The sequence below is a fragment of the Roseateles depolymerans genome (genome assembly GCF_003387155.1).
In the GTDB taxonomy this organism is placed as follows: Bacteria; Pseudomonadota; Gammaproteobacteria; order Burkholderiales; family Burkholderiaceae_C; genus Roseateles; species Roseateles depolymerans.
Genome location: NZ_QUMT01000003.1, coordinates 880,887 through 892,896, shown reverse-complemented (window position 1 = coordinate 892,896; position 12,010 = coordinate 880,887). Strand labels below are relative to the sequence as shown.

At 66.1% G+C, this 12,010-nt stretch carries 9 protein-coding genes; 8 read left to right on the top strand and 1 reads right to left on the bottom strand.

Features of this window, described 5'->3' with window-relative positions:
• The 8 genes from DES44_RS17810 to gshA all read left to right on the top strand — a co-directional run bounded on the left by DES44_RS17810 (position 1) and on the right by gshA (position 10,365).
• Positions 1-2,487 carry a DUF5682 family protein gene (locus DES44_RS17810; protein WP_232309908.1) on the top strand — a complete coding sequence of 829 codons (2,487 nt, stop codon included), beginning with the start codon at positions 1-3 and terminating at the stop codon, positions 2,485-2,487.
• Positions 2,484-3,668, top strand: a complete 1,185-nt coding sequence (locus DES44_RS17805) for a VWA domain-containing protein (protein WP_058933451.1) — start codon at positions 2,484-2,486, stop codon at positions 3,666-3,668. The genes DES44_RS17810 and DES44_RS17805 overlap by 4 nt, the downstream gene beginning before the upstream one ends.
• A 327-nt stretch (positions 3,669-3,995) precedes the next feature.
• On the top strand, positions 3,996-4,304 hold the full coding sequence (locus DES44_RS17800; RefSeq protein WP_257720738.1) for an HU family DNA-binding protein: 309 nt from the start codon (positions 3,996-3,998) through the stop codon (positions 4,302-4,304).
• Between the two features lie 162 nt (positions 4,305-4,466).
• Positions 4,467-5,444, top strand: coding sequence for an Abi family protein (locus DES44_RS17795; protein ID WP_058933453.1), 978 nt, complete (start codon positions 4,467-4,469; stop codon positions 5,442-5,444).
• Between the two features lie 524 nt (positions 5,445-5,968).
• Positions 5,969-6,676 (top strand): TorF family putative porin, encoded by a 708-nt coding sequence (locus DES44_RS17790; RefSeq protein WP_058933454.1) that lies wholly within the window; start codon positions 5,969-5,971, stop codon positions 6,674-6,676.
• A gap of 32 nt (positions 6,677-6,708) precedes the next feature.
• Entirely contained in the window at positions 6,709-7,047 is a 339-nt protein-coding gene (glnK, locus tag DES44_RS17785) for a P-II family nitrogen regulator (RefSeq protein ID WP_058933455.1), read from the top strand.
• Positions 7,048-7,128: 81 nt separating this feature from the next.
• Positions 7,129-8,673 (top strand): ammonium transporter, encoded by a 1,545-nt coding sequence (amt, locus tag DES44_RS17780; RefSeq protein WP_058933456.1) that lies wholly within the window; start codon positions 7,129-7,131, stop codon positions 8,671-8,673.
• 396 nt (positions 8,674-9,069) lie between these two features.
• A complete protein-coding gene (gene gshA / locus DES44_RS17775; protein ID WP_058933457.1) occupies positions 9,070-10,365 on the top strand; it encodes a glutamate--cysteine ligase in 1,296 nt (431 codons plus the stop codon).
• Here the strand turns inward: gshA and DES44_RS17770 are convergent.
• The gene (locus tag DES44_RS17770) at positions 10,356-11,879 is read right to left on the bottom strand and encodes a hypothetical protein (RefSeq protein WP_147307128.1); all 1,524 of its coding nucleotides are present in this window, start codon (positions 11,877-11,879) and stop codon (positions 10,356-10,358) included. The genes gshA and DES44_RS17770 overlap by 10 nt on opposite strands.
• Positions 11,880-12,010 lie beyond the last annotated feature (131 nt).

The following is a 12,010-nucleotide window of genomic DNA, read 5'->3' as shown; positions in this document are numbered from 1 at the left end:
GTGAGCGACCAGGACACTGCATCCGCCGGAGACGTCCGCAGCGACGCTGTCACCGGTGGCACCGCTGCCGCCGCTGGCGGCACGGCCCCCGGCGAGCTGCATTTCTTCGGGGTGCGGCACCACGGACCCGGATGTGCGCGCAGCCTGCTGCGTGCGCTGGACAGCCTGCGTCCGGATTGCGTGTTGATCGAAGGGCCCCCCGAGGCGGACGCGCTGGTGGCGGACGTGCTGGCGGCCGACATGGTGCCGCCCGTGGCCTTGCTCACGCACGGGGTGGAGGAGCCAGGGCGGGCGGTGTACCACCCGTTTGCGGAGTTCTCCCCGGAATGGCAGGCGCTGCGATGGGCTGCACGGGCCGGGGCGACGGTTCGCTTCATCGACCTGCCGGTGGCCATCGGTCTGGCGCGGGACAAGGCGGCGGAAGAGCGCCAACCGGCCGCTGAAATGGCCGCTGAAACGGCGGCTGATGTTGCAGGGGATGCAGCATCCGCACCGACCGAGAACGGCGCGGACGCACCATCCGGCGAGACCGACTCGACCTCCGCGACAGCAGAGGAGGCTGCACTGCCGGACGCTGATCGCTGGGAGGACCCGCTGGACTGGCTCGCGCGCGCGGCCGGCTATTCGGACGGCGAGGCCTGGTGGAACCACATGGTCGAGGAACGCGGCGACGGCGAGCAGCTGTTCGCCGCCATCGAAGAGGCCATGCTGGCCGTGCGCTCCGAACTGCCGGATGAGGGTCGCTTCCCGCCGGAGCGCCTGCAGCGCGAGGCCCTGCGCGAAGCCCACATGCGGCAGTGCATCCGCGCTGCCCGCAAGGAAGGCTTCCAGCGCATCGCCATCATCTGCGGCGCCTGGCATCTGGGCGGATTGAAGGCCGACGTGACCGTCAAGGCGGATCAGGCCCTGCTCAAGGGCCTGCCCAAGCTCAAGGTCACCAGCACCTGGGTGCCCTGGACCTACCGCCATCTGGCGTGGCAGAGCGGCTACGGCGCCGGCATCCAGTCGCCCGGCTGGTATGAACATCTGTGGCGCAGCAGCGCGGACGCCGGAGAGGACGTGCCGGGTCAGCACGCGACCCGCTCCCGCGCCGTCGGCTGGCTGGCCCGCGTGGCGCGCCTGATGCGGGCCCGAGACCTCGACTGCTCCAGCGCCCATCTCATCGAGGCTGCACGGCTGGCCGACACGCTCGCCGCCCTGCGCCAGCGCCCGGCGCCCGGACTGGAAGAGCTGCATGAAGCCACCCGCACGGTGATGACCTTGGGCGACGACGCGCTGCTGGACTTCATCCGCGAAGAACTGGTCATTGGGGACCGCCTGGGCCAGGTGCCCCCCACCGTGCCCAAGGTGCCGCTGCAAAGGGACCTGGAGCAGAGCCAGAAATCCTTGCGGCTCAAGCCCGAGGCCGTACAGAAGACGCTGGACCTGGACCTGCGTCAGCCCAACGACCTGGCCCGCAGTCATCTGCTGCACCGCCTGTCGCTGGTGGGCGTGGCCTGGGGCGCGTTGGCGCGGGTCGGACGCTCTTCCCGCGGCACCTTCCATGAAGTCTGGACCCTGCAATGGGAGCCGGCGTTTGCGGTTCGTCTGATCGAGGCCAGCCGGTATGGACAAACGGTGGAAGCTGCCGCCACGGCGCGAGTGGCCGAACGCTGCGAGGCGGCCAAGGACCTGGCCACGCTGGCCGAGCTGGTGGACCAGGTGCTGCTGGCGGACCTGCCGCAGGCCGTGGCCATCGCCTCCCAGGCGCTGCAGGACCATGCAGCGCTCACCGGCGATGCCAGCCAGCTCATGACCGCGTTGCCGCCGCTAGCCAATGTGTTTCGCTACGGCAATGTCCGGCAGACCGATGCCACGCTGGTCGGCCAGGTGTTTGACGGCCTGGTGGTGCGGGCCGCGATTGGCCTGCCGCTGGTGGGCCGCTCCATCGACGACGCTGCGGCCGAGCAGTTGCGGCAGGACTTGCTCGCGGCCCATGCCGCGATCCGGCTGCGGGACCCCGGCCGTCAGCAGGAACCGGCGCTTCAATGGCAGCGGGCGATCCGCCAATTGGCCCATGCGGGCAGCGTCCATGAGCTGCTGCAGGGCGTGGCCACGCGCTTGATGCTGGATGACGGCGCCCTGAGCTCGGACGAGGCTGCGCAAGCCCTGTCCCTGCATCTGAGCAGTGGAGCGGAGCCGCTCAAGGCCGCGGCCTGGCTGGACGGCTTTCTCAACCGCAATGCGGTGGTGTTGCTGCACCATGACGGCGTGTGGCCGCTGGTGGATCAGTGGCTGGCGTCCTTGAGTGAAGAGCATTTTGTGCGGGTGCTGCCGCTGGTGCGGCGCACCTTCTCCGCGTTCGAGCCTGGGGAGCGACGCGACCTCGGCGCCCGTGCGGCCCGCAAGGGGCCGGGGGCTGGCCAGAAGGCCGCCGCCCCATGGGATGACGCGCGCGCGGTGCGGCCTTTGCCGCTGCTGCGCCAGTTGCTGGGAGTGGCGACATGAGTGAACCCATCGACGAAGCCGGCCGGCTCAGGCGCTGGCGGATGGTGCTGGGCGGTGAAGCCGAGCAGAGCTGCGGCGGCCTGAGCGGCGATGCGCAGGAGATGGACCAGGCGCTCAGTGCCCTGTACGACGAGCACGGCCAGGGCCTGTCGGCGGAACGTCGCGGGGGGCGCGGGGGCTCTGCGCCGCGCGTGGCCCGGTGGCTGGGCGACATCCGCAAGTACTTCCCCAGCAGCGTGGTGCAGGTGCTGCAGAAGGACGCGCTGGAGAAGCTCAACCTGCGGGACATGCTGCTCCAGCCCGAGATGCTGGAGAACGTTCAGCCCAATGTGCATCTGGTGGCCAGCCTGATTGCGCTGTCGGGTGTCATTCCGGCCGGGACGCGGGACACGGCGCGTCAGGTCGTGCGCCGCGTGGTGGACGAATTGATGAAGCAGCTGGAAGAGCCGATGCGAAGCGCGGTGACCGGCGCGCTGGACCGAAGCCAGCGCAATCGCCGTCCGCGGCTGTCCGAGATCGACTGGCACCGCACCATTCGCGCCAACCTGCGGCATTGGCAACCCAGCCACCGCACCGTCATCCCGGAGACGCTGCACGGCTACGGGCGCAAGGCGCGGCGGCCGCAGCGGGAGGTGGTGCTGTGCATCGACCAGAGCGGGTCGATGGCCAACTCGGTGGTCTATTCGAGCATCTTCGGCGCCGTCATGGCGTCACTGCCGTCGGTCAGCACGCGGCTGGTGGTGTTCGACACGGCGGTGGTGGACATGACCGAGCAGTTGAACGATCCGGTGGATCTGCTCTTCGGCGTGCAACTGGGCGGCGGGACCGACATCAACGGGGCGGTGGCGTATTGCCAGTCGCAGATCCGGGAGCCGCGCAACACCATCCTGGTGCTGATCTCCGACCTCTACGAAGGGGGCGTGGAGCAGCAGCTGCTGCGCCGCGCCTCGGAACTGGTCGAGAGCGGGGTGCAGTTCGTGACGCTGCTGGCGCTGAGCGACGAAGGCGCACCGGCTTATGACCATGCGCTGGCGGCGAAGCTGGCGGCACTGGGGGTGCCGTCCTTTGCCTGTACCCCGGACGCGTTCCCGGGGCTGATGGCGGCGGCGATCCGCCGGGATGATGTCAATGCGTGGGCGGCGGGGCAGGGGATCGTGACCGCGGGCCAAGGGAAGCGTTGAAGGGGGCGGGGGACGGCTGGGTGGCTGAGCGGCTGAGCGGCTGAGCGGCTGAGCGGCTGAGCGGCTGAGCGGCTGAGCGGCTGAGCGGCTGAGCGGCTGAGCGGCTGATGCTGTGCGAGCTGCGATCAAAATCGTGGCAGCGTGGCCCAAACCGGCTGAAAAACGGCTGAAAAACGGGGGTTGGGCGACATTAACAGGCCATGCCGCCGCTTTGTGGGACGTTTTGTTTCAGTTGACGGACCGAAGCTGCCCCGATGTCGGGCTGAAAGTGCTACACAGTCGCTTTTTCCCCGCCCGGGCCGCAGGCCCGATAATCGCGACCCCCGGATCACCCGGATCCGGGTCTGTTTTGAGAGTCTGATGAACAAAAGCGAACTGATCGAAGGCATCGCCACCAAGGCTGGTGTCACCCGCGTCGTGGCCACGTCCCTGCTGGACGCCACTCTGGAGACCATCACGGAAGCGCTCGCCAAGGGCGACACCATCGCGCTGGTCGGCTTCGGCACTTTCAAGGTGGGCGACCGTGCGGCGCGCACCGGCAAGAACCCCGCCACTGGCGAAGCGCTGGAGATCCCGGCCGCCAAGGTGGCCAAGTTCACGCCGGGCAAGGCCCTGAAGGACGCCGTGAACAAGTAATCAAGCCTGGCTTGATTCCAGCGCCCGCCTTTTGGCGGGCGTTTTTCTTTGGGGCGCCACCTTGGGTGTGTGCTTTGATGTATCGGCTGACTGGTCCAGGTGATTGTGCTGTCGTGAGCGATGCGCAGAATCGCAGTTGCAGCACCGCACCTCAGGCGTTCCATGATGAAGTTCTCCAAGCCCGCCTTGAGCCCTCAAAGGCTCATCGAATTGATGGGCCAAAGAGGTTTGCCTCTCGCGGCCCCGGGAGACCTGGAGGTGGCTCGTCATGCCTTGCGTCGCATCGGGTATTTCCGGCTCAGTGGATTCATGATTCCGTTCGTCCACGCGGCGGGTGCGTTGCGCCACCAGTTCAAGGCTGGCGCAACCATCAGCCACATCGTGGACCTGCATGATTTCGATGCGGGTCTGCGCACACTGTGCATGGAAGCCCTTGGACATATCGAGGTAGCGATCCGAGTGTCCACTTGTGATCATCTCGCGCGCACCCACGGACCGCACTGGCCCCTGTCCTCGAAGCCCTTCAAACCCGGACAGCATGCGCCCAACTTGAAGGCGCTTGCCGACTCGGTGCACTTCGATCTCGATCGGCAGCAGCCAAGAGGCAAATCCAACGACCGCCCCACATTCCTTGAGCGCTACTACGCCAAGTACACCCATCCTTCCACTCGCATGCCACCTGGCTGGATGGTGGCGGAATGCTCAACGTTCAGGACTTGGGCTTTCCTGTTTGACGCGCTGATGGCCTCGGAGCAGAAGCAGATTTCGGACGCATGGAGGTTTCCCAGCGGCAAGCGTATCGACCACGCCATTTTGGGCAGTTGGCTCCATTCCTTGAGCATCCTGCGCAACCGATGCGCCCATCACAGCCGGATCATTCACAAAGCTTTTCCGTTTCCTCCTTCAGCGCCCAAAGACCCCAGCGTGGCCTCACTCATGACCGGCTCGCGTACCGATCTCAGGACGCTGATCGTGGTCATGGTGCTGCTCATCAGGAGCATCGATGCCGCCTCGACGTGGCCCCGCAAGCTATTTAAGTTCTTTGAAGGGCACGTGACCCGCGTTGACATCAATGCGGCGGTGGGCTTCAGAGCTCAGGGCCTGGCGGACTGGCGAAGCGACCCGCTTTGGTCGGTTTGAGCCGCACTGACGTTATCGGGGCGCCGTCTGCAGGGGCGTAAAAAAACCTCGCATGTGCGAGGCTTTCCTACCGCCTGACGACAGCCCGAGCGAAAACATAGCCGACCCTGGTGCGCTCCCATCGGCACCGGTGCTTGAACCGGATGGGACTTCACGGCCTCTCAACCGTGAATAGCGTGGTGGCGTTGTTGGGCCTGACTTTACCCGTTCGAGCATGAGACCGTCACTACGCAAAGCTGTGCTCTTGCGGCTCGCTTCGGCCCATTTCAGTTGGTCACCTGACGGTTCCGGGGGCCACCTGAGCCGCACCACCGGTGCTGCCCGACACAATCAGCACCCCCTTGGGGCGGCGCAAGGGTTAACCACAAGCTCAAAAACGCACAGCGCTGGTGCGCGGCGACGCATCCCGGGGCAGGTTTTGCAACCGCCGGTGGCGTCATGAGCCGGAATGGGGCTGGCACAAAAGCTGCAAAGCCTGCTGCGGATTCGGAGATCGTCCACCCCCACAAGTATCAGGAGCCCGCATGAAGCCCATTTTCGCCGTCATCGCAGTTGCCACCCTGGCCGCCACCGCCGCCCCAGCGTGGGCCGATGACCTCTCCTACAACCTGAGTGTCACGTCCGACTATCGCTACCGGGGCATTTCGCAGACCCGTCTGAAGCCGGCCCTTCAAGGCGGCATCGACTACGCCCATCCCAGCGGCTTCTACATCGGCGCCTGGGCCTCGACGATCAAGTGGATCAAGGACGGCGGCGGCGATGCCGACGTCGAAATCGACACCTACCTGGGCTACAAGACCGAGGTCGCCAAGGACGTGACGGTGGACGTCGGCTTCCTGCGCTACAACTACCCCAGCAACAAGCTGCCCACCAGCGCCAACACCAACGAGCTGTATGGCGCCGTCACCGTCGGCCCGGCCACCCTGAAGTATTCCCACTCGGTGTCCAACCTCTTCGGCTTCGCGGACTCCAAGCAAAGCGGCTATCTGGACCTGAGCGCCACCTTCGACGTGGGCAGCGGCTTCACCATGACGCCGCATGTGGGCCACCAGAAGGTTAAGAACAGCGGCGAGTTCTCCTACACCGACTACTCGCTGACGGTGAACAAGGACTGGCAAGGCTTCACCTGGGGCGCCGCCTTCGTGGCGACCAGCACCGATGCCTACATCGGCGGCAAGGGCAAGGACCTGGGCAAGAACGGCCTGGTGGTCTCCGTCAAGAAGGTGTTCTGACACCGCCAGCGCTGATTTCGAGGAGAGAGTTCATGAAACTGATTACTGCCGTCATCAAGCCCTTCAAGCTCGATGAAGTGCGGGAAGCCCTCAGCGCCATTGGCGTGCAGGGATTGACCGTGACCGAAGTCAAGGGCTTTGGCCGCCAGAAGGGCCACACCGAGCTGTACCGCGGTGCCGAATACGTGGTCGATTTCCTGCCCAAGGTGAAGATCGAAGCAGCGGTCGCCGAAGCCGTGGTCGAGCAGGTCATCGAGGCGATCGAAAACGCCGCCCGCACCGGCAAGATCGGCGACGGCAAGATCTTTGTGTCGCCGCTGGACCAGGTCATCCGCATCCGCACCGGCGAGACCGGGCAGGACGCCCTGTAAGCATCCCCTCACGTTCCCCTCACGTCCCAGGACGACGCTGAAGGCGCCGCCCAGAGAACCTCCACATTGAGAGAGTCCGACATGAAGAAACTGCTTGCCTGCCTGGCCCTGGCCACGGCAGCCCTCACCAGCCTGGCCCCCGCGGCCATGGCGCAGGACGCCGCTTCCGCGCCGGTGGCCGCCGCCTCGGCGGAAGCCTCCGCGCCTGCTGCGGCCCCGGTGGCCGCACCTGCAGCGCCCGCCGCCTCGGCCCCGGCCGATGCTGCCTCCGCCGCGGCCACGCCGGCCCCGGTGCCCAACAAGGGCGACACCACCTGGATGATGGTGTCCACCCTGCTGGTGATCCTGATGACGGTCCCCGGCCTGGCCCTGTTCTACGGCGGCCTGGTGCGCAGCAAAAACATGCTGTCGGTGCTGATGCAGGTCATGGTGACCTTCTCGCTGATCGTCGTGCTGTGGACCCTGTATGGCTACAGCCTGGCCTTCACCGAGGGCAACAAGTTCGTCGGCGGCTTCGACCGGCTCTTCATGAAGGGCATCTGGGACAACGCTGCAGGCACCTTCGCCAATGCCGCCACCTTCAGCAAGGGCGTGGTCATTCCGGAAATCGTGTTCGCCGCCTTCCAGGCCACCTTCGCCGGCATCACCTGCTGCCTGATCGTGGGTGCCTTCGCTGAACGCATCAAGTTCAGCGCCGTGCTGGCCTTCATGGTGCTGTGGTTCACCTTCAGCTATACACCGATTGCCCACATGGTCTGGTTCTGGATGGGCCCGGATGCCTACACCTCCGCCGCCGTCGTGGACGAGATGAACAGCAAGGCCGGCCTGCTCTGGCAGATGGGCGCCCTGGACTTCGCCGGCGGTACCGTCGTGCACATCAACGCCGCGGTTGCGGGCCTGGTGGGTGCCTACATGGTGGGCAAGCGCATCGGCTACGGCAAGGAAGCCTTCACGCCGCACAGCCTGACGCTGACCATGGTGGGCGCCTCGCTCCTGTGGGTGGGCTGGTTCGGTTTCAATGCTGGCTCCGCCCTGGAAGCCAACGGCTTTGCCGCCCTGGCCTTCATCAACACGCTGGTGGCCACGGCTGCCGCCGTGCTGGCCTGGTGCCTGGGTGAAGCGATGTTCAAGGGCAAGGCGTCGATGCTGGGCGCTGCCTCCGGTGCCGTGGCCGGCCTGGTGGCCATCACGCCGGCTGCCGGCAACGTCGGTGTGGGCGGTGCGCTGATCATCGGTTTCATCGCCGGCTTCGTCTGCCTGTGGGGCGTGTCCGGCCTGAAGAAGCTGCTGGGTGCGGATGACTCGCTGGATGTGTTCGGCGTGCACGGCGTGGGCGGTATCGTCGGCGCGCTGCTGACCGGTGTCTTCAACTCGCCCAACCTCGGTGGCCCCAGCGCCGTGGGCGACTGGGTGACCGCCTCCATGATCACGGGCGATGCCTACTCCATCGGCGCGCAGGTGCTGACGCAGGCCAAGGCCGTGGGCCTGACCATCGTCTGGTCGGGTGTGGTGTCGGTGATCGCCTTCAAGCTGGTGGACCTGGTGATCGGCCTGCGGGTGTCTGAAGAAGACGAACGCGAAGGTCTGGACATCACCTCCCACGGCGAGACCGCCTATCACAAGTGATTCGCACGTGATCGACAAGTGATCCCAGGTTCATCGAGAAGAGAGTTCCTGCAATGAACGGTTGAGCCTGCGGGTGACCGCCGCGCTCGACTTCCAGCCGCCCTCCGGGGCGGCTGTTTTTTGTGGGTACGGATGCCCCGGGTTTGAAGCGGATCTGAGTGTGTTGCTCACAAAGTGCGCCGGGGTTGGCCGGGCTTGGCCGGGCGAGGGGCGATTGGCGCCCCACTCTGCCCCCCGGGCTTGGTGCGTGCACGGGCTCGCCCCTTGCCTTTGCGGAGATCGACCCCACGTGCCACCACCCAGGATTGCTCAATGCCCCCCGGAACTGGCGCCGGAACGGACGCAAAGCTTCCCTAGAATCCCTCCTACCACCGGCTGCCCAGCGCCTCGCCCATCATGGTTCCTCACCTCATCACCGCCCTGACCGGTCCCATCAACGAGCTGGAACAGCGCGTGCTCGAGTCCATGCCGGCCATCGAGCGCTGGTTCCGACTGGAGTGGATGGAACACACGCCGCCGTTCTACAGCTCGGTGGACCTGCGCAACGCCGGCTTCAAGCTCGCGCCGGTGGACACCAACCTCTTCCCCGGCGGGTTCAACAACCTCACGCCGGAGATGCTGCCGCTGGCGGTGCAGGCGGCCATGGCCGCCATCGAGAAGATCTGCCCGGAAGCGAAGAACCTGCTCCTCATTCCGGAGAAGCACACCCGCAACAGCTTCTACCTGACCAATGTCCAGACGCTGATCCGCATCTTCAGCATGGCCGGCCTGAATGTGCGGCTGGGGACGCTGGACGACAGCATCAAGGAACCGACCGCACTGCCGCTGCCCGATGGCACCAGCCTCACGCTGGAGCCGCTGATCCGCCAGCGCTCGCGACTGGGCCTGAAGGACTTCGACCCCTGCACCATCCTGCTCAACAACGATCTGTCAGCCGGCATCCCGGATGTGCTGACCCATCTGCATGAGCAGTACCTGCTGCCCCCGCTGCATGCCGGCTGGGCGCTGCGCCGCAAGAGCCAGCATTTCCGGGCCTACGAGGAAGTGGCCAAGAAGTTTGCCAAGCTGCTGGGCATGGACCCGTGGCTGATCTATCCGCAGTCCGTGGCCGTGGGCGACCTGGACTTCAGCACCGGCCAGGGCCTGGATGCGCTGCAGGCGCAGGTGGACAACGTGCTCACCAAGACGCGCCGCAAGTACAAGGAATACGGCATCCAGGAAAAGCCCTTCGTGGTGGTCAAGCCGGACTCGGGCACCTACGGCATGGGCATCATGACCGTGCGCGATGCCAAGGACCTGGACGAGCTGGGCCGCCGTGCCCGCAACAAGATGGGCGTCATCAAGGACGGCCAGGTGGTCTCCCAGGTGTTGGTGCAGGAAGGCGTCGTCACCCACGAACGCATGCATGATGCCGTGGCCGAACCGGTGGTCTACATGATGGACCGCTATGTGGTGGGCGGCTTCTACCGCGTGCATGCCGACCGCGGTGAAGACGAGAACCTCAATGCCCCGGGCTCCAGCTATGTGCCGCTGGCCTTTGCCCATTCGTCGCATCTGCCGGCCCCGGGTGAGAAGCCCGGCGCCAGTGCCCCCAACCGGTTCTACATGTATGGGGTGATCGGCCGCCTGGCCATGCTGGCGGCCAGCTACGAGCTGGAAGCGACCGATCCGGAAGCGGAAGACTACGCCTGAGTGCTGAGGGATCCGGTCGTCGAGGTGGACCCGGTGGAGTCGTCGGAGTCGGTGGACCCGGTGGAGTAGGTGCGGGAGCGGTTGCCGAACTCCGCCTCGAACATTGTCCCGGCGTCGCTCGTCCCGGAACTCCATCCTGTCGACCCCTCGGGGTCGAACGTGGACGTGGACGCGATCGACGCGGTGTCCTCTTCCTTGGTCTCCTCCTGAGCGTCTTCCATCGCTGACGTCTGGGTCTGCGCCTGCACCTGGTGCGCCAGCGGGTCCCCATCCTTCAACGGCCGCCAGGACGAAAGACGGATTCCCTGGGTATCTGGCATCGCCACGGCGCCGCGCCGCAGGGCGCTCAGGGTGCTTGGGAAAACCTGGTGGGGGGAACGCCCGCTGGCGCTGGGCCCCGCATCGCGCCGACTGCAATCAATCTCGAGCTGGGCACAGAGGTGGTCGACATGGCCCAGCAGCTCCGGATGCAGCGCGTGCAGCTCCCTGGCGAAACTGCCCAGCATGGTGGCGGCCGGATGGTGGTTCTCCGTGACCTGAGGGTGGTCCTTTCGCCACTTCGCGGCGTTCTTGCGCACCGCCATGCCCAGGGCCAACTGACCGCCCATCGTCATCAGATTCAGGTCCTCTCCGTCGGCACTTTGATGTCCCGGGGTTTCCATCGCCACAACCGCCACACTGCCGCCGTCAGCGACGGTGGCGCCGAGCCACTGGCTCGCGGTGCGAAGGGCTGACGGGTCCAGCAACCCCGGGGTGGAGACGTCCACATGGAGATGTCTGATGACCTTCGTCGTCGGTTCCTCGATGAGGACCCCTCCGAATGCCTGGGAGGGCGCGCCCTGGACGTCAGCGGAGATCTCCGCCTTCGACGATTGCGCCGTCGCATAGCTCGCAGGCTCTGGCGTCACGGTGATGGTGCTGACTCTGCCCGCCCCCAGGTGTTCGTCGGACCGAGACGTGACGGTCAGCGGCACGGGTCGATTCCAGGTGCGATAGTCGGTGAAGCGAACGGGCTGGAACTCCGCGCTGTACGACTCGGGCATGGGGCCCAGCGTGATGAGATGACGCACCCTTTCCGGCAGGATCGACTCCAGCAGCGCCGACAGGGAAGAGCCGGACTGCGGCGACAAGGGAATCAGCAGGAGTCGCGGGCTGGTCGCCTTCAGGCCAGCATGGGTGTGAATCGGTGCCAGCGACAGCGTGTGCCGCACCACCGGGAGATTCGGGTGCCACTGTGGCTTCTGAGGCCCCGACGCTTCCTTCTCGGCGGGTGTCTCCTGGGGGAGGGTGACCACCTCGAACACGGGCGGGGTGGAGGGGACGATGTCACTGTTTGTCGCGTGCTTCCTGACATAGCGCGCCGCAGTGAGATGCTCGGTGACCCAGCGCGGCTCGACGGGTGTCGGTGCCGCGGCGTCAGCCGCCGGGGGTGATGACACCGAGGAGGGATCGGTGCCCACGGGACCATGAATGTCCGCCGAACTCGACGGGTTGAACAAGAGATAACTGTGCATGATCAGCAGACACTTCAGGAGCCCACGGGACAACCCCGTGCGCCCTCAGTCATGTTTGCACCCAGCCAGGTTTCAGACGTCTGTGGATGTGGCCGCGCCGCCCCCTCGATGGCGATGGCTGGGTGCCGACC